General features: G+C 51.6%; 29 protein-coding genes and 2 pseudogenes. 27 read left to right on the top strand and 4 right to left on the bottom strand.

All coding sequences use genetic code 11. From position 1 onward, the window contains the following. Positions 1-80 precede the first annotated feature (80 nt). From ACOTWU_RS19540 to ACOTWU_RS19520, 5 genes and pseudogenes are all read left to right on the top strand, one after another. Positions 81-1,316 carry an AAA family ATPase gene (locus tag ACOTWU_RS19540; protein ID WP_042863512.1) on the top strand — a complete coding sequence of 412 codons (1,236 nt, stop codon included), beginning with the start codon at positions 81-83 and terminating at the stop codon, positions 1,314-1,316. Positions 1,317-1,496: 180 nt separating this feature from the next. Beyond that, positions 1,497-3,860 (top strand): DNA polymerase III subunit alpha, encoded by a 2,364-nt coding sequence (gene dnaE / locus ACOTWU_RS19535; RefSeq protein WP_400217777.1) that lies wholly within the window; start codon positions 1,497-1,499, stop codon positions 3,858-3,860. Between the two features lie 2 nt (positions 3,861-3,862). Beyond that, a complete protein-coding gene (locus ACOTWU_RS19530; protein WP_023315970.1) occupies positions 3,863-4,558 on the top strand; it encodes an NUMOD4 motif-containing HNH endonuclease in 696 nt (231 codons plus the stop codon). Positions 4,559-4,607: 49 nt separating this feature from the next. Next, positions 4,608-5,747 (top strand): annotated as a pseudogene (locus tag ACOTWU_RS19525) (DNA polymerase III subunit alpha); the annotation flags it as partial. Next, positions 5,744-6,187, top strand: a complete 444-nt coding sequence (locus tag ACOTWU_RS19520) for a hypothetical protein (RefSeq protein WP_002213143.1) — start codon at positions 5,744-5,746, stop codon at positions 6,185-6,187. The pseudogene ACOTWU_RS19525 and the gene ACOTWU_RS19520, both read left to right, overlap by 4 nt. A 29-nt stretch (positions 6,188-6,216) precedes the next feature. Here ACOTWU_RS19520 and ACOTWU_RS19515 read toward each other — a convergent pair whose 3' ends face one another. Together ACOTWU_RS19515 and ACOTWU_RS19510 are read right to left on the bottom strand one after the other, a co-directional pair. After that, positions 6,217-6,780, bottom strand: a complete 564-nt coding sequence (locus ACOTWU_RS19515) for a helix-turn-helix transcriptional regulator (protein WP_063922848.1) — start codon at positions 6,778-6,780, stop codon at positions 6,217-6,219. A 72-nt stretch (positions 6,781-6,852) separates the two neighbouring features. Continuing rightward, a complete protein-coding gene (locus ACOTWU_RS19510; protein ID WP_074173756.1) occupies positions 6,853-7,104 on the bottom strand; it encodes a hypothetical protein in 252 nt (83 codons plus the stop codon). A 220-nt stretch (positions 7,105-7,324) separates the two neighbouring features. Here ACOTWU_RS19510 and ACOTWU_RS19505 point away from each other — a divergent pair, with 220 nt between their 5' ends. From ACOTWU_RS19505 to ACOTWU_RS19440, 14 genes and pseudogenes are all read left to right on the top strand, one after another. Next, the gene (locus ACOTWU_RS19505; protein ID WP_004110100.1) at positions 7,325-7,756 is read left to right on the top strand and encodes a hypothetical protein; all 432 of its coding nucleotides are present in this window, start codon (positions 7,325-7,327) and stop codon (positions 7,754-7,756) included. 119 nt (positions 7,757-7,875) lie between these two features. Beyond that, positions 7,876-8,904, top strand: coding sequence for a hypothetical protein (locus ACOTWU_RS19500; protein WP_004110098.1), 1,029 nt, complete (start codon positions 7,876-7,878; stop codon positions 8,902-8,904). Between the two features lie 60 nt (positions 8,905-8,964). After that, positions 8,965-9,909 carry a 5'-3' exonuclease H3TH domain-containing protein gene (locus ACOTWU_RS19495; RefSeq protein ID WP_023315974.1) on the top strand — a complete coding sequence of 315 codons (945 nt, stop codon included), beginning with the start codon at positions 8,965-8,967 and terminating at the stop codon, positions 9,907-9,909. Next, the gene (locus ACOTWU_RS19490; protein ID WP_000920226.1) at positions 9,909-10,175 is read left to right on the top strand and encodes a hypothetical protein; all 267 of its coding nucleotides are present in this window, start codon (positions 9,909-9,911) and stop codon (positions 10,173-10,175) included. The genes ACOTWU_RS19495 and ACOTWU_RS19490 overlap by 1 nt, the downstream gene beginning before the upstream one ends. A gap of 2 nt (positions 10,176-10,177) precedes the next feature. Then, positions 10,178-11,254, top strand: coding sequence for a recombinase RecA (locus tag ACOTWU_RS19485; RefSeq protein WP_032655928.1), 1,077 nt, complete (start codon positions 10,178-10,180; stop codon positions 11,252-11,254). A gap of 91 nt (positions 11,255-11,345) precedes the next feature. Then, complete coding sequence (locus tag ACOTWU_RS19480; RefSeq protein WP_032655925.1) at positions 11,346-11,546, top strand: hypothetical protein; 201 nt, start codon at positions 11,346-11,348, stop codon at positions 11,544-11,546. Positions 11,547-11,549: 3 nt separating this feature from the next. Then, complete coding sequence (locus ACOTWU_RS19475) at positions 11,550-12,380, top strand: SPFH domain-containing protein (protein ID WP_004110049.1); 831 nt, start codon at positions 11,550-11,552, stop codon at positions 12,378-12,380. A gap of 162 nt (positions 12,381-12,542) precedes the next feature. Further along, positions 12,543-12,761, top strand: coding sequence for a phage protein NinX family protein (locus ACOTWU_RS19470; RefSeq protein WP_042863513.1), 219 nt, complete (start codon positions 12,543-12,545; stop codon positions 12,759-12,761). Beyond that, positions 12,734-12,826 (top strand): annotated as a pseudogene (locus tag ACOTWU_RS19465) (hypothetical protein); the annotation flags it as partial. The gene ACOTWU_RS19470 and the pseudogene ACOTWU_RS19465, both read left to right, overlap by 28 nt. A 69-nt stretch (positions 12,827-12,895) precedes the next feature. Continuing rightward, complete coding sequence (locus tag ACOTWU_RS19460) at positions 12,896-13,306, top strand: DUF7238 family protein (protein WP_004110040.1); 411 nt, start codon at positions 12,896-12,898, stop codon at positions 13,304-13,306. 68 nt (positions 13,307-13,374) lie between these two features. After that, on the top strand, positions 13,375-13,650 hold the full coding sequence (locus ACOTWU_RS19455; RefSeq protein WP_042863515.1) for a hypothetical protein: 276 nt from the start codon (positions 13,375-13,377) through the stop codon (positions 13,648-13,650). 40 nt (positions 13,651-13,690) lie between these two features. Further along, a complete protein-coding gene (locus tag ACOTWU_RS19450) occupies positions 13,691-13,870 on the top strand; it encodes a hypothetical protein (RefSeq protein WP_004110036.1) in 180 nt (59 codons plus the stop codon). Further along, positions 13,867-14,202 (top strand): hypothetical protein, encoded by a 336-nt coding sequence (locus ACOTWU_RS19445; protein ID WP_042863516.1) that lies wholly within the window; start codon positions 13,867-13,869, stop codon positions 14,200-14,202. The genes ACOTWU_RS19450 and ACOTWU_RS19445 overlap by 4 nt, the downstream gene beginning before the upstream one ends. After that, positions 14,202-14,414 carry a hypothetical protein gene (locus ACOTWU_RS19440; RefSeq protein WP_006812558.1) on the top strand — a complete coding sequence of 71 codons (213 nt, stop codon included), beginning with the start codon at positions 14,202-14,204 and terminating at the stop codon, positions 14,412-14,414. Before ACOTWU_RS19445 ends, ACOTWU_RS19440 begins: the two co-directional genes overlap by 1 nt. 568 nt (positions 14,415-14,982) lie before the next feature. Here the strand turns inward: ACOTWU_RS19440 and repA are convergent. After that, positions 14,983-16,038, bottom strand: coding sequence for a replication protein RepA (gene repA / locus ACOTWU_RS19435; protein WP_001293470.1), 1,056 nt, complete (start codon positions 16,036-16,038; stop codon positions 14,983-14,985). 744 nt (positions 16,039-16,782) lie between these two features. Between repA and ACOTWU_RS19430 the strand changes: the two genes are divergently transcribed. Continuing rightward, on the top strand, positions 16,783-17,427 hold the full coding sequence (locus ACOTWU_RS19430) for a hypothetical protein (RefSeq protein WP_022649908.1): 645 nt from the start codon (positions 16,783-16,785) through the stop codon (positions 17,425-17,427). Positions 17,428-17,541: 114 nt separating this feature from the next. Next, positions 17,542-17,997 (top strand): GNAT family N-acetyltransferase, encoded by a 456-nt coding sequence (locus ACOTWU_RS19425; RefSeq protein ID WP_223831801.1) that lies wholly within the window; start codon positions 17,542-17,544, stop codon positions 17,995-17,997. 31 nt (positions 17,998-18,028) lie between these two features. Here ACOTWU_RS19425 and ACOTWU_RS19420 read toward each other — a convergent pair whose 3' ends face one another. Next, a complete protein-coding gene (locus tag ACOTWU_RS19420; RefSeq protein WP_042863518.1) occupies positions 18,029-18,529 on the bottom strand; it encodes a hypothetical protein in 501 nt (166 codons plus the stop codon). Positions 18,530-18,757: 228 nt separating this feature from the next. Between ACOTWU_RS19420 and ACOTWU_RS19415 the strand changes: the two genes are divergently transcribed. From ACOTWU_RS19415 to nrdA, 6 genes are all read left to right on the top strand, one after another. Continuing rightward, positions 18,758-19,843 carry a metallophosphoesterase family protein gene (locus tag ACOTWU_RS19415; RefSeq protein WP_042863519.1) on the top strand — a complete coding sequence of 362 codons (1,086 nt, stop codon included), beginning with the start codon at positions 18,758-18,760 and terminating at the stop codon, positions 19,841-19,843. Then, positions 19,840-20,076: a hypothetical protein gene (locus ACOTWU_RS19410; protein ID WP_000107766.1), complete on the top strand. Its 237-nt coding sequence runs from the start codon at positions 19,840-19,842 to the stop codon at positions 20,074-20,076. The genes ACOTWU_RS19415 and ACOTWU_RS19410 overlap by 4 nt, the downstream gene beginning before the upstream one ends. Further along, a complete protein-coding gene (locus ACOTWU_RS19405) occupies positions 20,073-21,989 on the top strand; it encodes an AAA family ATPase (RefSeq protein WP_023180910.1) in 1,917 nt (638 codons plus the stop codon). The genes ACOTWU_RS19410 and ACOTWU_RS19405 overlap by 4 nt, the downstream gene beginning before the upstream one ends. Beyond that, positions 21,979-22,725 (top strand): hypothetical protein, encoded by a 747-nt coding sequence (locus ACOTWU_RS19400; RefSeq protein WP_045339176.1) that lies wholly within the window; start codon positions 21,979-21,981, stop codon positions 22,723-22,725. The genes ACOTWU_RS19405 and ACOTWU_RS19400 overlap by 11 nt, the downstream gene beginning before the upstream one ends. An 11-nt stretch (positions 22,726-22,736) precedes the next feature. Next, positions 22,737-23,306, top strand: coding sequence for a hypothetical protein (locus ACOTWU_RS19395; RefSeq protein ID WP_002214145.1), 570 nt, complete (start codon positions 22,737-22,739; stop codon positions 23,304-23,306). Between the two features lie 77 nt (positions 23,307-23,383). Then, a complete protein-coding gene (nrdA, locus tag ACOTWU_RS19390; RefSeq protein WP_042863520.1) occupies positions 23,384-25,699 on the top strand; it encodes a class 1a ribonucleoside-diphosphate reductase subunit alpha in 2,316 nt (771 codons plus the stop codon). The last annotated feature ends 20 nt before the right edge of the window (positions 25,700-25,719 follow it).

Here is a 25,719-nt window from a genome sequence, read left to right as displayed (position 1 = left end):
AAATAAGTAATCACTTACTATACAGCCTAATATATTTATATAAGATATACCCCACGAACGACAAACAGTAAGGAAAACACATGACCGCTACTGCACTACAGCAAGAAGAACATTTGCCGGAAGCCATCGTCTGCAAGTGGTGTGGCAAATCCTTTCATTACCTGAAATCCCATATCTCTATGGGCCGCTGCGAGAACATTCCTGAGTCAGCGAAAGGTCTGGACGTGGACGAGGTGGTGAAAATGTACACCACTGCGTTTCCGGATGAACCAACGATCTCTCGCACGGCACTGGCCAAACTCAATGAGAAGCGTGCCGAAAAGCATTCAGGCGAAGGAAAAGTAGCGGAGATTAGCGCACATCCGGGCTACGCAGGAACGGTCGAATACAAGACCGAACTGGTGGCCGCGCACGAGCTGCTTGGCGTAACGATCAAAGAGCTGGGAACGCCACGCGGAAAACCACTACAGGTGACAGTCAACGTCAACACGCCATATCCGGAGTTCGTACCGGAAGCGAAGAAGAACTATGTGTATGGCGACTTCGACCTGATTAAAGACATCTTCATGATGCTGGAAATCGGAATCCCAGGCTATCTCTGGGGTCATGCAGGAACCGGTAAATCTTCTCTTCCTACGCAGCTATGCGCCCTGCTGAATCGACCACTGATCCGCGCCCAGCATACGGCGTCTATGGAAGAGGCACACGTTACAGGCCAGATCCTCGCTCGCGATGGTTCCACCTACTTCGAGCCTGGTTTGCTGGCGCTGGCGATGAAAAATGGCTGGGTGTACCTCGCTGATGAATATGACTTCGCGTTCCCGCAGATTCTGGGTGTGTACCAGCCAGTTCTTGAAGGAGAACCGCTGATCATCAAAGAGGCAACTCCGGACTGGCGCCGTATCACTCCGCATAAACGCTTTGCCTTCATTGGCACTGGCAACACTAACGGCTCTGGCGACGAAACGGGTCTCTATCAAGGAACGAACATCCAGAACGCGGCGAACTTCTCGCGCTTCGGCATTGTATCGAACGTGAAGTACATGAGCACTAAGGCTGAAGTCAACATGCTGGCTGAGGCTGGCGTCATCCGCGAATACGCCGAGAAGATGGTGAAATTCGCGAACCTTGTCCGTGAAGGTTATGAACAGCATCTGATCAGCCAGCCAATCGGCCCTCGCGAGCTGCTGCTGTCCGCAAAAATCGGAATGATGCGCGGTGATTTCTCTGCCGGCATCGAAAAGTCGTTTATCAATAAACTTCCATCCACGTCTGCACAGGCAGCGCGTGAAGTGGTTCAGAAGATCTTCGGTTAATCGTGCGTAAAGGATGTTTCGGCTCTCTTATCGCAGCGTCTGAAACTGGCCGGGCTTGTCTGGCGTGTCCGGATAGGCCCGAGTGCCACCAGTCAGCCAAAGAGGTTGCGATTTCGATGTATGGGAAGTTCGTTGGCTTCCCCAATGACAAAATCAAGAAAACCAGAAAGGTAAAAACACATGAAGGCTCTGATGGTCAGAACTGACTTCTCCCTGGGAGAGTCGGCTCTAAAAGCAGAAAACGCGGTGAGAATCGCGAGAGACGCTGGCTACACCGCTGTCATTTCCGCTGACAGCATGAACATTGCCAGTGTGATCCCCCTGCAGCGTGCCGCTGGCGACGACATGGCGGTTATTTGTGGTGTTAAGCTGAATGTGGTCGACGATCCGACATACGAGCACCGCGCCCGCCTGGCGAAAGAGTCAGGGGGATGTATGGAATCATTGGTGCGTGATCGCAGCTACTGCTTCACGGCACTGATAAAGAATGAGCAAGGTTATCGCGACGTGTGCGAACTGATGACCTTAGCGAACAAGCGCGAGCAATTCTACTTTGTCCCGCGTCTGGCACTTGACCAGCTGGCGGCCGCATATGCCAAAGGCAACATCATCCTGCTGACGTCCGACATTGGCAGTGTATTCCAGCGCCGGGACTTCGCAAAGATTATCGGGACGCTGGTGACAGCTGGAGGACGCGATAACTTCTACAGCGTGGTTTATCCGCACCCTACCCCATTCTACGACCAGATTAACGTCCGGGCGATGAAAGTGGCGAGCGCACTGAAAATAGAGCCAGTGGCGTTCTATCCCGCTTATTACGAAGCGGTCGACGACGCTGACATTAAAGACATTGCGCACATGGTTACGAACAACATCAAAATCGACCAGCCGCATCGTCTGCGTATTCCCCACCAGCGAGATAACGCCGTTAATGGTCGCCGCCATCTCCTTGAAGCGCTGAAAGCCTTCTCCGTTCGAATGGATGTGCCGGTAACAGCTGCAATGGCCTCAACAACGCAGGACACCATTATTGAAGCCTGCACATGGCGCTGGCATGAATTGCCACCAGCACTGCCCAAGATGGCAGACGACGAGCCTGCAACGCTGATGAAGCTGGCTGTCGCGGGGCTACGCAAGCGTCTTACTACCAAAGAATTTGGCTACACACCACCGGCTTCTGAGCACCGTGTGTATGTTGATCGCCTGAAGTACGAAATGGACACGCTGACCCGCCTGGGCTTCTGTGGCTACTTCCTGATGGTGCGCGACCTGATGAATCACAGCCGTGAAACTGGCATTCCTGTCGGGCCAGGTCGTGGTTCCTCTGCCGGGTCTCTGGTGGCGTGGTGCATAGGCATAACCAACGTTGATCCTATCCGTCACGGTCTTCTGTTTGAGCGTTTCATTAACCCTGAACGTCTCGACTTGCCGGATGCGGATCTGGACTTCAGCCAGGCACGTCGTCATGAGGTGATCGAGTATCTGAATGAACGCTATGGCGAAGATTACGTTGCCGGTATTCCGAACTTCACCTATCTGGGCGCTGCTTCGGCGCTGCGTGACACTGCGCGTATTTACGGTGTCGACGCTGCGGATATGGCGGTATCCAAAGAGTTCAAGAATCTGGAGGACGATAGCCTGTCGCTGGAAGAGCTGCGCGAGCAACTGGCCAGCCTGGACAAATACGCCACGAAATACCCGGAAGCGTTCAAAGCGGCGTGTAAGCTGCAAAGCCTGATGCGTGGTTTTGGTCGTCACGCTGCGGGGATGATCGTCGCTGGTGTTCCATTGGTAGAGCGCACGCCCGTCGAGCTGCGTGGCAATGCTCGCTGTATTGCGTTCGATAAACGTTACTGCGAGGCGATGGGGCTGATTAAGCTGGACGTTCTCGGTCTGGCAACGCTCGATCTGCTGGATAGCGCGAAACGCTACATCAAAGAGAGTACCGGGGAAGACATCAACCTCGACGCCATTCCACTCGACGACCGCAAAGTTCTGGATGGTTTCGCAGCTGGCTACACACAGGGCGTCTTCCAGCTGGAATCTGGCCCAATGCGCAAGCTGCTTAAAGATCTGGGTAGCGGTATCGAGCCAATGAGCTTTAAAACGGTTGTCGCGACCACCGCGCTCTTCCGCCCCGGCCCCATCCAGTCAGGCATGTTGGATGAGTACGTTTCTGTGGCCAAAGGCTTCATGCCACCACATTCCATTCACCCACGTCTTGAGGAAACAACCAAAGAAACTAACGGCGTTTTGCTCTACCAAGAGCAAATTATGAAAAGCTCTCGTGTACTCGCTGGATTCTCTATGGCAGAGGCTGATGCTCTGCGTTCCGCTATCGGTAAAAAGAATATGGAAAAAATGAAAACGATCGGCGGAGATTTTGTAGAACGCGCTCAAGCAGGCTGGGTGACACTGTCACTTGAAAATGGAAGCACAGTAGAAGTTCATAAAAAAGCCAAGCTGATGTGCTCTGACGGCAAGCGCAGAACCTATGACGAAGCGATACGAGACAACGCTGATATTGTTGATTTTGGAGTTTGACGGTGGAAGAAGTTTGGAAATCTATTCCTGAATTTGAAGGTTATTATGAAGCATCCAGTTTGGGGCGCATTCGTTCGTTGGATGTTATCCAAACAAGCCCCAAAGGTGTCAAATGGGTAAAAAAAGGTCAAATACTTAAACCTCGTGTAATCAATGCCTTTGGACATCTGGGGGTGAAACTAAGCGTTAAGGGAATCAAATGCGACCGAACAGTTCATTATCTTGTTGCGACAGCGTTCCACGGAGAACGGCCAGAAGGCTTGCTTATTCGTCATCTTGACGGAGACCCAACAAACAATGCGCCCTGCAATCTCGCATATGGCACTCAAGTCGACAACATGGCTGACGCCATTGCACACGATACCGTAGAGTTTGGCGAGAGGCGCTATAACGCCAAGCTGACCAACGAAGTAGTCATTGCTATTCGCATTAAAAAGTCCAAAGGCGCGCTGAACAAAGAGTTGGCGGCCGAATATGGCTTAACTGAGCTTTACATTCACCATATCGTCACCGGAAAGAAATGGGCACGAGTTGGCGGGCCGATCGCTCTTTCAAGAGCATCCAAAAAGCTGGATGCCGAAACGAGAGCTGAGGTGGTTGCATTGCGCAAGGCTGGCGCAACCTATGAAAAGCTGCGAGAAAAATTCGGCATATCTAACACACAAATCGCAAATATCTTAAAAAAAGCAAGCATTTGAAGTTAACGACGGGGAAAAAATGAAAATTGCCAAAGTTATTTCCGAGCAGGAGGGTCTTAGCGCTGAGAAGGCCCAGGAAATATGGGACGCCTTTGAAAAGTTCGGTGGCTATGCCTTTAACAAATCGCACTCTGTTGCTTATTCTTTAATCAGCTATCAGTCTATGTGGTTAAAGACACACTACCCTGCTGAGTTCTTCGCTGCTGCGCTCACCATTCTGGGCGAGGATAAGCACCAAGGGCTGGTTAAGGATGCGCTGACCTATGGCATTCGCGTATTGCCACCAGACGTTAACGTGTCATCTAACCGAATTGAGATCCGCACGCTGGAAGACGGCAGCCAGGTTCTGTATGCGCCCTTCTCTGCTGTGAAAGGCTGCTCTGAGAATGGTTGCCAGGCCATCATGAGAGCGCGTGAGAAAGTTGGCGGCAAATTCGAGTCACTTGAGCAATTTGAGGAAGCGGTCGAGAAGCGTGCGTGCAACAGCCGGGTACGCGAGTCACTGCAAAAAGTAGGTGCGTTCGCATCGATTGAGCCTGGCAGTCTGCCAGCGACAGATCCGGAACGACTGCGCGACCAGGCAGAGTTGATGGGCAATCTGGTGATCGACGCTGTAAAAGCCTCTCGACCGTTCGAGATGAACCCTAAGCGCTCTGCTGAAGTGAATGTACTGATGACTCGCATGGCGGCTGAAATGGGTCTGGGAGACGACCTGATCCGCCCAAGCATTGGCATTAAGCCGAAAATCATGGTCATTCTGGACAACGCGAACGGCAATGATGGGCGTACCGGTTACTTCATGGAGAACGGCTACGACGACTTTAAAGCGAAGTTGCTTACTGCAGGCGATCTGCGCATGGGCGATCTCTACGTCACCGGCGTGTGCAAAAAGGTGAAGGACAAAGAGAAGGACTACACCAAAGACGAGATCGGTCAGTTCACCGACTTTATGCGTGAAGAGATCAATCTGGTGCGTCCGACCTATGTGCTGACGTGTGGCAGCCGGGCGACGTCACTCTTCAACAACAAGAGCAAACCATCCGACCTGGTTGGACGCAAAGAGTATCTGCCGGAGCTGGATGTGACCGTTTTCTACGGATTTAACCCGAACATTTTGTACTTTCGCCCAGAAGAAGGCGAAAAGCTGGAAGCAATTCTGGCAGAGGTAGCGGAGACTATTAGCAAATGAATAAAGAGAACACCATGAACGAGGCACAGAAGATTGCACAAGCGCTGGCGGCTATCCCAGCGGATTTTCAGGATAAAGCTGTTGCGGCCACCATGCGGTCGCAGTTCTGGGAAATCATCGACTGCCCGGTCACGTTAGATCTGGCGCTGGCGTTCGCCGGGCTGGATGGTGCCGATAAAGTCAGTCGTCTGCGTAAATGTGCCAGAGCGCTGGCGCTTAAAACGCAAGATCCGAAGGCGTGCCAGTATCTGTTGGAGATCTACGAATCGGATAATCCAGAGGAACAGCTGGAGGCGTTCAAAGTGTTCCGCAATCGGTTGGTGCTGAAGGTGGCCAAAGAGTTTATGGAAGTGAACAAGATTGGCGATGTGAGACAGTACAGGCTGAAACGCCAGACCAGAGTCACGTTATCCAACATTTTTGGTAAGAAAGTCGCATAAAGCAAAAACCCGCCGATTGGCGGGTTTTTTCATGCGCATTCGGCGTGATGACGTCGACGTGCGATAAGTGAAGAAGCGATATGTTCAATCTCAACAAAGTCTTTTGAGACGCTATTGCGAAGGGCCAAATTCCACTTACTTAATACGCGAGCATTGAGTGCCAGCTCTGCGTTTTCTTTAAGGCGTCCATTGGCTTCAAGCCAGTTCGCCACATCAGCCCAATCCCACAGCGGGGACTGTCCCTGGATTCTCTGGATAGGGCAAGGGAAGTCGCCACCACCACGAAGCCCATCTTTAAGCATGGTAATTGCTTGTCGGGACATGCCCGTCATTTCAGCTACATCGCTCAGGCCAACTAAGGCCGAGTCGACTGATTCTACAATCGCGCCGATACCGGCAGATTCGATATTGTCGACCGCTGATGCAATGGCTGCATCCAGCGATTCGGCTTCGCGGTCGAACTCAACATAGACGGAGTTTCCATATGCGCAAACAATCGCATCGCCACAGCCGCTTTCGTACAGCGCATCTTCCAATCCTTCGGTCTCATAGGTTACGCCTGAGAGAGTCAGAGTGAAGTTATAAAGCGCCATAAAACCTCTTTATCTAAAGTGAAGTATTAATGTACCTTTGGAACAAATGGCGGCCAAGACCGCCACTAACTACTATTTTTTGCTCATCTGGCTTTTGATACGGCCACACTGGTCGACCGCTTGCCTGATTTGCGTGGCATGGTGCTCCGGTACATCTGGAGTCGACCATACACTTCTGTGGTGACTTGTATGTTCACCTGATTTATCGCCGCAGCGCAGCTTGCAGAAGCAATGTGCTGACTTACCTGCTGAAACCCAAACCCAGCCTTTACTCAACGCGTATTCAATGGCCTCTTGAATATGCTTATTCGGATGTGATTTCATTTTCCTCCGATGTCATTATGATAGGTATAGTGTGAGCGCGTGTCAACACTGTCTATTTTCTGACGTCTACGGCCGCAGAAAACGGCTATAGATTATCAGAACACTCCCTGTTTTCATCAACTTACCTACCCTACCCCCTAACTTCTTCCTTCTATAAGCTCCATCCTTCATTTCTTTCATGATAAAATTGATATATAGAAATAAGCTGGAACCTATCAAAATGAGTGCAGATATCTACGAAAAAATCATGTCCGATCTGGAGTTCGACCGCGACAATCTTGAGGAAGTCTGGCGTCAGCAACCGCGCCTGTTGATGGAGTACGGCTCTAAGCTGGCGCGGGCAGAACGCGAAGTCGCAGATGCAAAACTCTCCCTCGATGCGATTGAGGCGAAAATCTACGACAATGAGCGTAAGAACCTGAGTATGAACGGCATTAAGTTCAATGAATCCGTACTGGAGGCGAAGGTAAGAACCAACCCGCAATACCTCGCAAAGCGCCAGAAACTCGACGATGCCCGGCACATTGCAGATCTGTACAAGCACGCTGTAGCCGCCTTCTCTCACCGCCGCGACATGATTGTCCAGGCGTCCAAAATGGCTATCGTGGAGATTGAACGTTTGGGCGCCGAACGTTTCCACTCCCCCCGTTAATTTATGCTAGATCGTAAGTAAGTACTGATCTATTATTCTTCTCGCTCGAAAGAGCCACGAATAAACGAACGCCCAACGCGCATAGCGCCAATGGCCACAATCACAACAAGGAGAAATACATGTCTAAGTCATTACTTGATCTGCTTAACAAGACCCGTGGCGATATTGCTTCTAAACGTGGCAATAACGTTGATTTGACCCGTCTGAAAGACGGCAATAACTATCTGCGCATTTTTCCGAACAAGGACGACCCGAATGGCGTGTTCTTCCAGACTTTCGGTATGCACTACGTTAAGCATCAGAATGAGGAAGGCAAAGATGTAACCACCGCCTACATCTGCGAACAGCACACCCACGGCCACGCTTGCCAGCTGTGTGAGATGGTTATGGAAGGTCGTGCTCGCTTTAAGGGCAACAAAGCGATGGAAGAGCGCATTAACAGTATGCGTGCTACACCGCGTTATCTGGTCAACGGTGTTCTGTCTGCGCGTGAAGACTTTGCAGACGCAGAGAAATGCCAGCTGATTGAGCTGCCGTCTACGGTCTTCGACGATATCTGCAAAGTGATGTCCGAAGATATTGCGGATGATATCGGCAATCCACTGAGCAAAGAAGAAGGCTATGCGTTCCTGATTAAGCGTACCGGTTCCGGTCGTGACACCAAGTACGACGTATCCCCGAAACGTAAAGTCTACAAAGGCGACATTCCTGAGAAGCTCTGGACTACCCAACACGATCTGATCGCATACGCGAACCAGGCTGACGAAACCCGTCTGCTGTCTACGGCTCGCACTATGGGTCGTCTGATTGGTATCGCGGCTCCGGCAGCAACAATGTCCTCTCCGGCCATTTCTTCCGCTGCAAAATCAGCTGCTGCTGAACTGCCAGGCTTTGGCTCTATCACTGGTCATACGGAAGGTGCAGCTGCTGTCGCTACAGCACACACTCCGGCTCCAGAGTCTACCAGCCTGGTTGATGAAGAGATCCTGCGTGCCGCTGAAGCTGAGTTCAAACCGGAAACTAAACCGGAAGAAGTTAAAGCTCCGGAAGCCGCCGCAGCTGCAAGTGCTTCAGCATCTGCTGCCGCTGCATCTGCACCAGCTGACGAAGGTCTCGACGACCTGCTGGCTGAACTGGACGCTCTGTAATCCCATAACGTGACCAGTAAGGCGTCTACGGACGCCTTACTTTTTGGAAGGAGTGTACCGGTGAATTATCTCTTTGTGGACGGTAACAGCCTGGGCTATTACCACCAGCAATCCGACAAATTACACAACGGCGAGATGGAAGTTCAGGCGGCTTTTGGCTTCGTGAAGAACGTTCGTCGTTACGCCTCAATTCTCCATGCCCGCCCAATGATCTTGTGGGATGGATTCAGCGACAAACGTCGCGACTTCTACCCGGAGTACAAAGCGAATCGCGATGACGACCCGGATATGAAGAAGATGAAAGAAGGCTTTGCTCTCCAGAAGCCGTACATCTTGAAAATGATGACCGCGCTGGGCGTTAACCAACTCATTGCAAAGGATGCAGAAGCGGACGACCTGGCTGGAATGCTGGTCTCTCGCCTGGCACCGCAGCCGACCGTTGACCATATCTACCTGCTGACAGGTGATGGCGACTGGCTCCAGCTGGTTCGCGAGAACGTGAGCTGGGTAAGCCTGCGTGAAGATGCCAAGCACAAACAGGTGAACTTCGAACAGTTCGCAGAGCTGACTGGTCTGCCGACGCCACGCGCGTTTCTGGAAGCGAAAGCGTTGCAGGGCGATAACTCGGACAACATCAAAGGCGTCGGTGGCATTGGTGATGGTGGCGCGAAAGAGCTGCTTCATGAATGGGGAAGCGTGGCCGCAATGGTACGCGGCATTAACGACGGCTCCATTGTCATCAACAAAGGTCGCTATAAGACGGCATTCAACAAACTGGCAAAGAATGCCTTCAACGAGAAGACGGGCTGCCGGATGCTCGAAGCCTTTAAGCGCAACATGATGCTGATGAACCTTATCGACACAAAATTCCCACCCAGCGAAATCGAGTCGATTAAAGGCGCACGCGACATGAATGCCTTCGAACAGATGTGTTACGAGCTGAACTTCCGGTCGTTTCTGGAAGATCTGGAAGTGTTTGTTCTGCCATTTGAGAGGTACTGCTGATGCTGAAATCCATCATTAATGGCGGGGCAACTACGCCAACCATGCTGGCTAAAGAGATTGTCTTCTGCCACGGCGAGCACGCTGTGGTGGCGCTGCCGAACATTCTGGGCGCTGCTGGCATTTCTGCTACTGAGCGTGAGTTCGCGCTGGTCAGCGAGCAGGTCGTGAAGATCATCGCTCGCGTCGCCAAACACCTGAATCACGACGCAATCAAGTTTGACGAAGCTGCTGCTTCGAAGCGAATCAACGAATCAAAAGGAGCCTAATCATGGCAAAAGGCAAATCCGCATTGGCACTGGCGCTGAAAAAGAAAATCGGCAGTAATGACGAGATCCAAAAGGTCTCCCACTGGATTGATTCCGGTTTCCCGCCACTGAACAAAGCTATTTCAGGTCGTTATGACGGTGGTTTTCCGTGTGGGCGTATCGTTGAAGTCTTCGGGCCACCAAGCGCTGGTAAAACCTTTTTGGCGACGGCTGCAATGGTGTCAGCACAAAAACAGGATGGTCTGGCCGTGTTCCTTGACCACGAAAACAGTTTCGACGTTGGTCTTGCGGTGGCGAATGGCTTGAACGCCGACGAAGACGACGGTCAGTGGGTCTACAAACAGCCGGATACCTTCGAAGACTCCGTCGAGCTGATCGGCACAATCCTCAAGCTGGTGCGCGACGAAGAGCTTATCCCGGAAACAGCCCCTATCTGCATCGTTGCCGACTCTCTGGCGTCGATGGTTCCGAACTCGAAGGCTGAGAAGTTCGACAAGATGGCAGAAGGCACTGCGAAGGACAAAGATCAGCTGAACATGAACGACAACACGGCGCTGGCGCGCGCGACGAGTGCGAACTTCCCTACTCTGGCGCTCTGGGCGCGTAAGTACAACGCGTGCATCATCTTCTTGAACCAGGTGCGTACCAAAATTGGCGTGATGTTTGGCGATCCGACTACGTCTCCGGGTGGTGACTCTCCGAAGTTCTACGCGTCGGTGCGTATCCGTCTGGGCGCATCCGTCATGAAGGATGGCAAAGAGAAGATCGGACAGGACGTTGGCGCCGAGTGCATTAAAAACAAAGTCGCGCCTCCGTTTGGCAAATGCTCATGGAAATTCTACTTCGACCCGACTCGCGGGCTGGACGTCATCGAATCGCTGGTTGAGTACATGCTGGAGGAAGGATACCTGCCCAAGAACGCCAGCGGGCGTGTGGAAATTGGCGATAAGAAATACACCAAATCGCAGATCGTCGAGATGTACCGCGAGAAGCCACTTCCGGAAATCATCGCAGCACTCCAGGCGATAGACGAGCGTCGAGCGAAAGAGTCGACCCCAGCCGAAACAGAAGAAGCGTAATCACAGGGCGTCCGTTGGACGCCTTTTTTATACTTGAAAATATATAAGTACTTACTTATCATTTCTACACCAAAACGACAAAAGGAAACACATGATCAAGGGTTATCTCATGGCTGTTTCAGCGGTGATATCAGTCTGCTTTATCTACGGTTTACTGGTTCCATCGCTTATCTCAGCTAAAAGCGATCTGGCCTTATTTATCGGACTTGCCATCGCTGTAGTCTTCCCGGTTGCCTTGTTAAAAGCTGGCCGCAGGTATATCAACTCACTCAATAAAATTAAGGAGAAGTAAGTAATGAAGAAAGGTTTACTGGCGGTGGCTTTGGCTGCTATTTGCACAATGGGTCTGACCGGCTGCGATCGCGTGGAACCGGGATACGTTGGCATTAAGGTAAACAAATTGGGTGAAGACAAAGGTATCGGTGAAGTTGTCGGCGTTGGCCGTCAGTGGACTGGTCTGAATACCGAGCTGTACACCTTCCCCACTTTCAAACAGATGAAAACCTACGATGAGCCGTTCACATTCCAGATGAGCGACGGTACAGCCATCGGCCACAAAATTGGTGTGGCATATCTGGTTAATCGCGACAAAGTAACTACCGTATTCCAGACCTATCGCAAAGGTGTTGATGACATTACCGACACTGATCTGCGCCAGAAGATTGCGGACTCACTGAACCGTCTGGCCAGCCGCATGACTACCGACACGTTCATCGACGGTGGCAAGGCGTCTTTGCTCGACAATGCGCTGAAAGACATTCAGGCAGAAATGTCACCGGTAGGTATTGAGGTTATTAGCCTGTCATGGGTGGGCAAACCAGACTACCCGGACACTGTCATCGAATCTATCAATGCCAAAGTGACCGCGAACCAGAAAACGCTCCAGCGCCAGCAGGAAGTTGAGCAGCGCAAGGCAGAAGCGAACATGCTGCGTGAACAAGCCGAAGGTGAAGCCGACGCTATCCGCAAGCGTGCTCAAGCAGAAGCTGATGCCATCAAGTTGCGCGGTGAAGCATTACGTCAGAACCCGAACGTCATGGAGCTGGAAGCCATCAACAAATGGAATGGTCAGTTGCCTCAGTACATGACTGAAGGGGCCAATACTCCGTTTATCGCGTTGAAGTAACAGCCTTTTCAAAGATACGGCGTCCACTTGGACGCCTTTTTTATTTCCGTATTATCACCAACAAGAAAACAAATTGGTTACTAATACGGAATTACCATCCGTAGAAGTACAAAGTGACAACGCCACATAGTTGTTCGGCAACGGATGAGAAGGAGATCGGGAATGAAAAATTACAGCGAGATGACGGACTTTGAGATTAACTGCCTGGTCGCGGAAGCCACCGGCCATCGACCGCTTATCTCACAATATGGCTGGAAAGGCTCACAGGAAGGCGATTACACAGCGGTGGTTGCCATCGGCCGAACGGAGCCGGAACCTTCGACTGGTGTAACGATCCGGAAGATGCGTGGGACATTATTTATCGACACAGAATCGGCGTAATCCCTGCCAGACAGCCTGGCGAGTGGAGAGCGGCCCACAGAAAGGTGGATAGCTCAACGCCACAACACCTGATCCAGAACCCTAACCCTTTCAGAGCGGCAATGACCGTGTTCCTTTTAATGCAGGAGAAAAGCGTGAAGAAACTGTATGACGCGGCCAACGCTGCGCTGGATGTAGTGGATACCGAAATTGCCCAGGGCTTCCCGGAGCCAGAATGGGCGACGCAGCTGCGTGAGGCGATTGCAGAGATGAACGCACCGGAACCTTCAGAAGATGAAGCCGACTGGCAGCGTTTCATCAGAATGTACGCGGAAGAGATTGGCCCGACGCCCACCGCTGAACAGGCCATGCTTCTCAAGTACTTCAAGGAGGCTGGAGAGAATCTGCCGGTTGATGATACACCGCACTGGTTTCACGCCGCCTGGCGTAAGTTCGACGTGATCTACACCCGCGGTATGGGAAGTAAAGATATGGTCGTCTGGCATCTGATGCACATCGATAAAGCTGTCGACCGCACGCTGGAGAAGTTCTTTCCACCAGCCTGAACACAATGATTGTGCGCCGCATGGCGCACATTAATGTAAATAAGTACTTACCAACAAGGAGAAGACACTTGAAGATTTTGGTTCGAATTTCAGCCAGCATCGACTATGACGTTTACCCGCTATTCATGGTCAAGTGCGATGGGCTGAACGATGAAGAAATTCAAGCGGCAATTGAGCGCAATCTCGTTGAGTACACTGGCATGGATGCGGATTCTGTGTATGTCGATGATGACGGTGTTTGTTGGCACAACGGTAGTTGCTGGTACGTCGACGACACGATGCCGGTAAGCGATGAAGACGCGGCTCATCTTGAGCGTATCTTAGGCATCAGCACTTTTGAGTGATATTTACAGCAAAAAATATATAAGTTAGTATCTACCTATCATGAAAACTGTATTAGACACTTTATTACTTATTGTCTCGATAGCTTTTGTGCTCGATTGCATCTTCACCGGAGCAATCCGTAAAGCGCTGGCGCCTGTTAATGGCGCGATGGTTAATGCGCTGGCCGTAGTGCTGGTATTCGACTCAGCATTCGGCGTTATCAAAGGAGTCGTGGCATGAAGAAACTAGCCCTGGCTCTGGCGCTGCTCTCCCTCCCTATCTACGCGGACACGCACGTCTATGAGTGTGAGATGTCAGTGGCCGAAGTGAAAAACGACGTGATCCGCAATGTCGTCAAAGCCAGCTACGGCGCGATGGTTGTGGACAGCGGCGAACAGTTTTATGTTGTTCGCGATGATCGCGTCCTGTCTTCCCCCTATCTCACCAAACGTAACGGCAAACTGTCTGGCGTGGGTGAAGATAAGTTCGTTTACAACAAATCAGGTGATGTCTACGGCGTTCACGCGAAGAACGCCAGCTACCTTTTCGATGACTGCAAGGAGGTTGGTTGATGGCGGTTACACTGGCAGGTCTGGAAATCGAAAAAACAAGCGGCTACTGGCGTGCCAAAGGGTTTAAGCAACCCGGCGTGCTGGAGCGACTGGAACGTGAGGACGGTGTCATTGTCCACCAGCGTCGCGAATGGCGCATGTACGATCCGGAAACAGGTAAGCTCACGACGAAGGCCGGGACACTCTGGGGTCTGCTGAAGAAAATCCACTGATAACCCTAACCACTGCGGTTAGTAGCCAGCTCACCGCGTGCGTATCCGGCCCATAACCACTGTAGTGAGTAAAACGCCTGCCGTGACATCCGGTATCCACTGTAGTGAGTAAAGTGGAGATTGTCGACGTCGCTATCCACTGTAGGGAGTAAACAGGCGTTCATTCGCAGCAAACAACCACTATAGAGAGTGATGGAATGCGTTCTCCAGCGGGTATCCACTATGGAGAGTAAACCTTCACTGTTTTCAGCGGATATCTACTCACTACAGTGGTTAGTAAATACGGCCAACCGATTCTGCTCTCCACAGTGGATAGCCAATAACTACGGGAACAACGATAACCACTATAGAGAGTGGATCTAACAAGATACCCAGTGACCACTAACCTCGCAGCCCTTGTTTCATCTAGGTTTGTAACCACTAACATTTATTTCGCTATTTGAGCGCCACTGCCTACAGTGGCTACTCTTCGGTTGTTGTTACTCACTACAGTGGATAGCGGATTTCAGATAAACAAAAGGCTCACTACAGTGGATAGTGAGCCTTTCTACTCTCTACAGTGGTTGGGTTATTTGCGAGCTTTTGCCTTGCGTAGCTCTTCGAGAATCGCCAGTTCTTCCTTGCTCAACATGACCATCTCACCCTCTTTTTCTTCAGGAACAACATCGATAATGTCCTCCTGATCATCACCAGGCAAGATGTCTTCTGGTTCTTCAGGCGCAGCTTTAGTTGGTGGCAGTGCTGGGCGTAATTTCGGCCGCCTATAGTGGATGATGAAGTAGACCGAGCTGCCGCGCTTCACTTCGGTGTAATCGAGATAGCCGATCTCACGCAGCTGCTCCATCGCCTTCCTGACTGTCGCGTTCTGGGTAATGGTGCGGCTGGTTAAGTTAAGTCTGGCGCGTAAGCGAGCCAACGAGATTGGTGCCGGGTCAGGTGGCAAACTTTCGATGAAGGTGTAGAGCGCCTGCGCGGATTCTTTTCTGGAGAGTTCGTTAATTGCCCGGAGTTGCAAAAGAACCTTTTTGTCGAACTGGTAGAGTTCGAAAATCTTAGGATCAGCCTGCAGCGAGACCGTGTCGTTCTTTGTGCTGTACTTTGCTGTCTGCACAAGGTGCGTCACGTAATACTCATCAGAGCCTTTACTGCGGAATGAGATAGTGTTTGTGGCAATACGAGTTAGAGAACTGTCCAGGCGCTTGCGTAACTTCGCGGACGATCTGGCCGTTGGTATGCCACAGAGCCTGACGAACTCGACGAACGGTAACGTGACGGTGTCGCCAACAACCTTGTGCTTGGCGAACGCGTGGATGATGCCTACCCACGTTTTGAAGTCGTTATCCATATCCAGACGAACGCCGGAGATCCTTATGTCCTCGTACCCTTCGGCTTTGGCCAGAGACAGCTGTTTGAGTTCAGCAGAGGCGTCCATAGAGACCATTTGCCCCTTTCTGCCCCTGGCGGTCGATTTCAGCGTCGGAACGAAGAGACCAAGACGCATCAGAGCAACAGGCTGAACTGTGTTGTTGGTGTTAGGAACTAACGTAACAACTTCACCGGTCTTTTTGTCTGTTTCTGAGAATGCTTCAACGATCGCTATGTTTTTATTGCCGTTTTCGCTCATTCCAAGTGTCTCTTTTTATTCGACCGCTTTGGTGGCCTTTGCTGATTACAGTGGATAGTAGCACTCATCACAGCGGTTATCCTACCGCCTATAGTGGTTTTTCTACTCTCTACAGTGGTTGGCTTGCTCTTCATAGTGGCTGATCTTCTCTCTATAGTGGATATCGATCACCTCTAAGGCCATGTGGCACAACGGTTTGCGGGGTGCGGGGATCTTTTTGGGTCTTTGTGGGTCTCTTTGGTTCTCTTTGGGATCTGAATTACTGGATCGGGCCTGTGTATAAAAATCAGGTAATTGCAAAACCAGCCATCACTCCCCTTCTGGGGATAATGTGTGGTCGAAACAAACACGCCTGAACGCAAAACTTTCAACATCTCTATGAATATCAGCCACCTGACGTAGAAAAACAGGCACTGAGTTATCCAGTTAAGACAATGTATCCTACTCACTACAGTGGATACCGACCACTCTCCAGAGAGGTTGTTTTGCTCTTCATAGCGGTTATTATGCTCTCTACAGAGGTTACTTTCCTCCCCATAGTGGATAGTAAACCCCTCTCAGGCCAGTAACCGCAACGGCTGGAGACGATCGGGGATCTCTTTTGATCTTCTGTAGGATCTCTCTGGGGATCTAATTATTGGATCGGTCCTGTGAATAATGGGTATAAGTAAAACAGGCATTTGCAAACATCGGTGCGCCTTGTCAGTTATCGTTGCCCCGGACAAAACTATTTGAATAAGAATTATGGATCTCAAACGCACGCGCTGGGTTCGCCGTCTTGAAGATGGCTCCTACACCATTGAATCGAACACTAGCCTGAACAAACAGAAGTTGCTCTGCGACCTGTGCGGCATTGCGTCGAAGTGCCCGATTAACGAAACCCGGCTCAAACTCCACGACGCCGGGGCGCACTTCCACCTGAACAGCTGCATACGTTACGTGCCACTGCTGGCATTTCGTAAACCGATCATCGGATTAGACGCTCCCTACTTCAACACACTCCGCTCTGGTGTAACATGGCGAGACCGGGTCGAACCTGGCAAGCTCGTTTGTCTGGTTGAGGCTGATACTGGAAATATCATCCGGTTCGGGAGAGTCGATAAGGTCTACTCCGGCCCGGTGGATGAGATGCTGCGGAAACACAGCCGGTTTAACCATCTCTGCATGGGTGGAGAGAAGATCGAGAAGGTTGGCGAAGTGATCCGCAAATCCTACGGACACTTCCTGAACGACGACAGCCTTCTTACGGCCATCTACATTCGCCATGTCGATCGGGAGTTCGATACGGAGTATCACAGCGCTGAAGAGTTGAATCTTGTCGACCCTCGCCCAAAAGCTGGGGTAATCGACATCAGCGTAGCGCGTCAGAAGCCCCCTGAGACGTTTTAAACGTAAACTCATGGTTTTACCGGGGCATAAAATATGGTGTCTTAGAAAGACACTTAGAGCTTTAGGGATTAATACATGAGTGAATTTTATTCAAGGGCAGCAACTGTGGCAGACATGCCATTTATCATGGGTGAGTTCGAAGACGGCGCACGCAAGGGTCACTTCTACGAAGAGATCCTCACATCAAAGGGGGGTAAAACCTTTGAGAAGCAGACCAGGCTGGCCATCCAGACGAACGAGCAGGGCCAATACTCCGGGCATTATATCTACATCCTGCTGCGCCGTTCTGATGACAAAAAAGCAGGGCTAATCTGGTTCTGTGCCGCACTCGATCCAACCGGTGCGCCACGACTTGAACTCCGTGCCGTCAGTATCGTCAAAGAGCTACGCGGGAAAGGCTATGGGTCAATGCTGGTGTCCGACATGATCGATTCAAACCCGAGCCAGCCGATGATGGCGAAGTGCTACGTCAAATCCTCGCAAATGGCCGACATGCTAAAACGCAGAGGTTTTCACCTTTTCGACACGTCACCCAAAGGCACGCAGATGCTGTTTCGCGATCCAAAGTAAAAAGCACCCCATATGAGGTGCTTCTGAAGAATTAATCGCAAGTTGTTTTGCCAGTGCCGTCTGGGTATACGATGGATTCGCACGACTTGCCGTTCAAGAAGCTGTAGCTGCGAATAGTGCCGTCAGGATCGCGTTCTGTGTAGGACTCCAGCTTCTTCGGATCAGCGTTCTTACGGCGCACTTCTTTCAGCTCATATTGGGCCTTGTACATCTCCTTGTAGGCTTCTTCTATGCGCTTCATTTTGATTTTTTTAGCCTCTTCGTTTCCAAGATAAGCGGCCATTTCTATATCACAATTAAACTCAATTTTTGGAAATGTTGGCTTGTACGAGTAATACCGATTTGGTGAGTTTTCGTTGTCTGTCAGGTAGGCTTTACCACCGCAAAGCTTATCAGCACGATCTTGCGCAATAGCAACACTGGAAGTTGAGTAAATGTTGACGTACCCGCCAGCTGACTTTTCATCTTGAGGCGGCTTTGGCACGCATCCGATCAGAGCAATGGCCATCGTCCCTATAATTACGCGTTTCACCGTCCGTTCTCCTTTTTCGTTTAGTTGTCATCAATGAGTGACTGCGATTATAGAGTGGCTTGTAACATTTAGAAATCTATGCCGCTTCATAAAATAGGTATTCACTTACTTATATATTTTGTCATAATCGTGTGCCTGTAGATTTTCTTCTGTGCCGTGTTGTCTGGGTTGTTCGCCTCTCAAACACGCTTAACATCTGTATCAAAATAACCACAAAGGAAAAGACACATGACATTGCCATACGGGGTGATATCAGATCCCCATTATCATCGTTGGGATGCTTTTGCGACAACAAACGCTGACGGGCTGAACTCTCGACTGGAGATCCAACTGGACGCCACGAAAGAAGCAGCCAAAGCCATGAAAGCTGCGGGCTGTAAGTACATGCTGGTGGCTGGTGATACTTTCCATGTTCGTGGTGCTATATCACCTTCCGTCCTGCATTTCGTGACTGAAACTTACGAGTGGATCATCAAAGAGTTGGGCATCGAAGTGGTTATGCTGGCCGGCAACCACGACCTCGAAACCAACGATTCCGTATACAGCGCCAATGCAGCGGCCTCTCTGCGCTCAATCGGTGTGGAAATTGTCTGCGGCAAACGTCCTCACTCCATCAAAATGGGCGACGTAACCGTCCACCTGATTAGCTGGCGTAACAACCACGCAGAGCTTATTAGCGACCTCAAAACACTGCGTTCCGGGCTGGATGGCGACAATCACGATGTCGTTGTGCATACCTCGATCAACAAAGCGATCCCCACCATGCCAGATGTCGGCATCGACGCACAGGAACTGAAAGATATCGGCTTCCGTTTGTTGCTGTCCGGACACTACCACAACCACAAAGAAGTGCTGCCTGGAGTGGTTAGCATCGGGGCGCTGACGCACCAGAATTGGGGCGATGTTGGCTCGCTGGCTGGCTTCATGATCGTCAACCCTGACGGCACATTCACCCACCACGAAACCTCCGCACCCAAGTTCGTCAACCTTGAGGACGATGTGGAAGACGACCAAATTCGCGGTAACTACGTGCGCTTCCGTGCCGTTGTGGAGAGCGATGAAGAAGGCATCAAAATCCAGAACGTCCTGAAAACAATGGGCGCGAAGGGTGTCGTCTGCAACTTCATCCGCAAGGCATCGATGATGGAAGGCACTGCCAGTACTGCGGAGACCAGCAAAATAGACAGCCTGGGCGAGTCCGTCGCGGCGTACTGCAAGATCGTTCACGACACTGACGGCGGCTTCGACCTGAGCAAGCTGGACATGCTGTGTCAGGAGATCCTGACCGAAGCGGAGAGTGCGGAGGCAATGTGAGTACGAGCCATTCTGGGAGCTTTCGGGACTTCATCTCCACGATGAAAAGACTTGAACGAGGCCAGACGGTGATGTTCCACAAGCCCTACCCACCCAACGGAAACCCTGTGGCGTTTTATCTGGGAAGACTGAGCAAACAAGGCGTACTGAAACGCCGATCTTTCCCAGCCCACACGGAGTTTCAACTGCGAAAAGGCCAGCATTTGAATCAAAAAGTTAGAGGCATTGTATGAAATTTCTAAAGCTCCAGGTTGAGAACTTCATGGCGTTAGCCAGCGCCGAAGTTGAGTTAGACCAACGCGGTCTGGTGCTCATTCAGGGTGTTAACAGTGGCGACTCTTCCGCTGCCAGCAATGGCGCGGGCAAATCGACTTTGATGAACAGCCTGATGTGGTGTCTGTATGGTGAAACTGCGCATGGCGTCAAAGGTGACGACGTGCTCTCTACAGGCCACGAGAAAAACTGTCGCGTGATGGTGACTGTTGAGGATGAAGGAAAGCGTTACGCCATCATTCGCCACCGCAAACACAAAGAGTTCAAGAACCGGCTGATCGTCCGTGGCGAAGACGGTGATATGACCAAAGGCAAAGACACACTGACGCAGGAGTTCGTTGAACGCCTGATTGGTGCATCGAAAGAGGTGTTCATGGCGTCCATCTACGCCAGTCAGGAAGCAATGCCAGATCTGCCGGGTATGTCCGACAAGAACCTCAAAACCATCGTTGAAGAAGCCGCTGGCGTCGACCGGTTAACGCGAGCCTATGCCATTGCTCGCGAGCGTGCTAATGCAGCTGCCGCACGCATGGATGTTACCAAATCCAAAATGGACGCCTGTCTCACGCTTATCGAGACCGCGCAGTCAGAGATTGAGGCGGCCAAAGCGTCCTCTGATAGTTGGGAACGCGATCGCGGCGAACGTCTGGACAAGGCCCGCGTCGATTTGGCTGGCGCGGAGGTAACGCTGTCTGAAGTCGTGATGGAAATTCGCTCGCTGCCGGAACAGATCCGGGATACGGAAAACGCGATTGCTGGCGAACGCAGCAAGCTGGCCTCCAAAGAAGAGCATGACGCCAAACTGCTGAAGGTGCGCGGTGCGATTACGGAGATCCGCTCAAGCATCCGCACTTCAGAAGCGGCACAGAACGAGTCGATGAACCGTGCTCGCTCGTTTAAAACCAAAGCAGAAGAGGTCAGCACAAAGGTCGGAGCACCTTGTGTTACGTGCGGAAAGCCCTACTGCGAAGAAGATTTGTCCACCGTGAAGGAGAGTTTCATTGAACAAGCGCGTAATGAGATCGGCCAGGCGCAGGCATCAGCAGCGGCAGTGGCTCAACACAAAGCTCGTCTTGAGAAAGCGCTCGGCATCGAGTCTGCACTGGTCGCAGCCACACCCGACGTCTCAGAAATCATCGCCAGAATCGAACGCCTGACCAATGAGCTAAGTGCGCTGCGTCATCGAGAACGTGAAGTTGTGGCCGTCGAAGCGATGGTGGCGCGGGCGCGTACTGACGTGAATCGCATCATGGCAGAGGTAAACCCATTTCTGGCTGTCATTAAGCGCCATGAAGACAACCTGGCTGCCAATAAATCTAATCATGCAGTACTTAAAAAAGAGTTAAAAAGCATTCAGGAACAGGCTCTGTTGCTGGAGAAAGCTCGCCAGGTTTACTCCCCAGCAGGCGTGCGTTCACACATCCTGACGTCTGTTACGCCTTTCCTGAACATCAGGACTGCGGAGTATCTCAACACGCTGTCGGACGGCAATATCGTTGCCGAATGGTCGACAATGGAGACAACGAAGAAAGGCGAGTATCGCGACAAATTCAATATCAGCGTAACCAAAACAGGCTCCAGCAAATCCTTCCAGACGTTGTCTGGTGGCGAGAAGCGTAAGGTACGCATTGCGTGCTCTCTTGCCTTGCAGGATCTGGTTGCCAGTCGCGCCAGTAAGAATATCGAGCTGTTTATCGGCGATGAAATTGACGACGCGCTCGACACTGCCGGTCTGGAGCGTCTCATGGGGATTCTGGAAGCCAAAGCGCGTGAACGCGGCACAGTGATGATCATCTCCCACAAAGAGATGAAATCGTGGTTCCGGGAAACCATCACAGTCGAAGTCAAAGAGGGTCGCAGCTATGTCGTTTAACTTGAGCCGCACGCAGTTTTTGCAGATGTTTGCCGTGATGCAGTCTATAAAGCTGATAAACCACCATACGGCAAAAGCAGCTGCGCCTGCACTTTTGTGGAAAAACGAAAACATCAATGACGACCAGTTCTCGGTATTAACCAGTCTGTTGTCATCGACTCCGTTGATGCCGAGTTTGTCTATGCTGCCGTCAGGAAGCACTGCGCCGATCCTTATTAATCCATTTACGGAAGGTGGATATCTCCCACATTCTGGGCCGGGGTTCGTTGTGATTCCTGAAACCGGAACGCTGAACATCCAAGAAAATGCGCTCTTCAATGCGATGGAGACGCACATCAGCACCGCATTCACTAATCTGATTCGACACGCTAACGCACGCGCGGATCACGTTGCAATGCCGGGTGCTGCTTTCGCCAGCTTCTCTGTTGACTATGATCGGCACGCGCCAATCTCAAAGCGGGCGAAACTTTGCTTTTACGAGGAGGGATGTGAAGTAGCGGTTATTGAAGTTCTTCTCCCCCATGTATTCAGCGCGAATGAAACGGCTGCGCGCCATCTGATCGACATCATGCGACATTTCATCGGTCAGAGTATGATTGATGCAGACATTGCGGCAGGCGTTCTAACCAACGATAGCATTCATGTTGTTAGCGACATTCCGGAGCCGCCAACTCGCGAGCCGGAGAAGACACTTGAACAGAAACTAATGGAATGCCCAACCTGGGCTACGTGGTAAGGAGACCAAAAATGAGTAAAACCATTCGTGTGGTCGGCGTCGACCCTTCAATGAGCAACTTTGGCCTGGCGATTGGCACGCTGGATCTGGAAACGGATAAGCTGGACATTCATGGCCTGACATTGGTGGAAACCAAAGCAGGTGGCAACAAGAAGACGGTTCGCGTAAACAGCGACGATCTGCGCCGCGCTAACGAAATCTGGCGTACCGCCAAGCCCATAATCGAGCAGGCTCATATGGTGTTTTGCGAGTTGCCGGTTGGTAGCCAGTCCAGTCGCGCACAAACCTCATACGGCATCTGCATTGGTGTACTGGCGTGCGTGGATAAGCCACTGATACAGGTCACGCCAAACGAGATTAAGCACTATGTCGGGAATAAGCTGACCACGTCGAAGGAAGAGATCATTCAGTGGGCTACGCAGAAGCAGCCAAACGCCCCGTGGTTGCGCCGGAAGCAATCTGGTAAGGAAGTGCTGGTGAATAAAAACGAGCACCTTGCGGACGCTGTCGCGTCGATTTACACCGGTATGCAAACTGATCAATTCCGTCAGGTTCGCGATGTTCTTGCAGGAATTTTATAAGTCGGTAATTGATAGGTAAGTGCTTATCTATTAACATGAGGCCACTATATTTAGTGGCCTTTTTTATTGGGTGATACATGATAAGCATCGTAAAACGTAACGGTTCCACAGAGCCGTTGTCAGAGGAAAAATACAACCGCGTTGTGATGTGGGGAGTCGAAAACATTCGCAACGTTAGCGCGTCTGCTGTCGCTATGGGCGCCGCTGCCAGCATTTTCGACGGAATGACCACCTGCCAGCTGCATGAAGCGCTGGTGAAGTCCGCTGCCGATCTGATCTCTCCGGAAACCCCGAACTACTCGCAGGTTGCCGCGCGACTGAGCCTGTTCAAGATCCGCAAGGACGCCTTCGGGCAGTATGACTACCCGAATTTCTACAATCACATCGTCAGCAACGTCAGCCGTGGCGTTTACGATGAAGACCTTCTCAAGTACTACTCTCAGGAAGAAATTGCCGAGCTGGGCGTGTACATCAAGCCTAAGCGCGACGAATACTTCGGCTATGCCGCAACCGTGCAGCTGGCGAGCAAGTATCTCGTTCAAAACCGTGTAACTGGCGCTATCTACGAAGGGCCACAGCAACTCTACATGCTGGTCGGCATGTGCCTGTTCCAGAATTGGGAAGATGGCTGCGCCGGTAAGACGCGTCTGGAGATGGTTAAAGGCTTCTACGATGTGACCAGTACATTCAAGTTGTCTCTGCCAACGCCAATTATGGCCGGCGTGCGCACCCCTACTCGCCAGTTCTCCAGCTGCGTGCTGATTGAATCTGCTGATAGTCTGAAAGGGATTAGCGCTGCGTCTTCCGCAATCATCGACTACGTGTCACGTCGCGCGGGCATTGGTATTGGCTTTGGGCGTCTGCGTGCGCTGGGAAGTGAGATCCGCAATGGCGAGGCCACCCACACTGGCGTTATTCCATTCCTGAAACACTTCCAGACGGCGGTGAAATCCTGCTCTCAGGGCGGTGTTCGCGGCGGCGCTGCTACAGCGTTCTATCCGATCTGGCATCTGGAAGTTGAAAGTCTGCTGGTACTGAAAAACAACCGTGGCATTGAAGAGAACCGCGTTCGTCATCTCGACTATGGCGTGATGATTAACCGTCTGATGTATCGCCGCCTGGTGCGCAACGAAAACATTACGCTGTTCAGCCCACACGATGTGCCGGGCCTGTACGACGCGTTCTTTGTTGATCAGGACAAGTTCGAAGAGCTGTACCTGAAGTACGAAGCCGACGAGAGCATCCGTAAGAAATCTATCCCGGCCGTCGACCTGTTCTCTACGCTGATGCAGGAGCGTGCCTCTACTGGTCGTGTTTACATTGCCAACGTCGACCACATGAACGATCACGGCGCATTCGTTCCGGAAATTGCACCGGTACACCAGTCCAATCTCTGCATGGAGATCACGCTACCGACCAAGCCACTGGCGTTCACTGACGATCCGAACGGGGAAATCGCGCTTTGCACTCTGTCTGCGTTTAACCTGGGCGCGATCCGCACGTTGGACTCACTGAAAGACGTGGCGTTCTACGCTGTGGCGGCACTGGACTCTCTGCTCGACTATCAGGACTACCCGATGGCTGCTGCAGAAATCCCGGCTAAAGCACGTCGTAGCCTGGGCATTGGCGTAACCAACTTTGCCTACTATCTGGCGAAGAACGGCTTTAACTACTCTGACGCTGCGGGCAACCAGCTGGTGCATGAGACCTTCGAAGCCATTCAGTACTACCTGCTCGATGCGAGCTGCCGACTGGCCGAAGCGAAAGGTGCATGTGACTGGTTCTCCCACACCAAATATGCACAGGGCCAGCTGCCAGTCGACCACTATCGCAAAACGCTGGATACCAACCCGGAGACCTCTTTCGAGCTGAAAATGCCGTGGGAAGAGCTGCGTGGCCGTATCCGTGAGCATGGTCTGCGTAACTCCACTCTTACAGCGCAAATGCCGTGTGAGACGTCCAGCCAGATCACCAACTCCACCAATGGTATTGAGCCGCCCCGCGGCCCGGTGTCCGTGAAGTCTTCAAAAGACGGCATCGTGAAGATGGTCGTTCCGGACTTCGCGCAACTGAAAGACCAGTACGAGTACCTGTGGGATATGCCGGATAACCGCGGCTATCTGACTAAGGTGGCCATTATTCAGAAGTTCTTCGATCAGGCCATCTCTGCGAACACCAACTACGACCCGACTCGCTTCCCTGGCGATAAGGTTCCAATGATGAAGCTGCTGGAAGACCTGCTGTTTGCGTATCAGCAAGGTGTGAAGACGCTTTATTACCACAACACGCGTGATGGCGCTGGTAAGCGTGATGACGACGATCAGGTGTCAGAGCCTTCCGCTGCGGAGGTTGTTGAGCCAGAAGATGAGTGCGATGGCGCGTGCAAAATCTGATGAGCGTGGGGAGAAATCCC

The sequence above is a fragment of the Enterobacter cloacae complex sp. GYL001 genome (assembly GCF_049237125.1).
Lineage (GTDB): Bacteria > Pseudomonadota > Gammaproteobacteria > Enterobacterales > Enterobacteriaceae > Enterobacter > Enterobacter hormaechei_C.
Note: the sequence above shows the minus strand (reverse complement) of the source record. Positions and strands in the feature narration are given on the sequence as shown.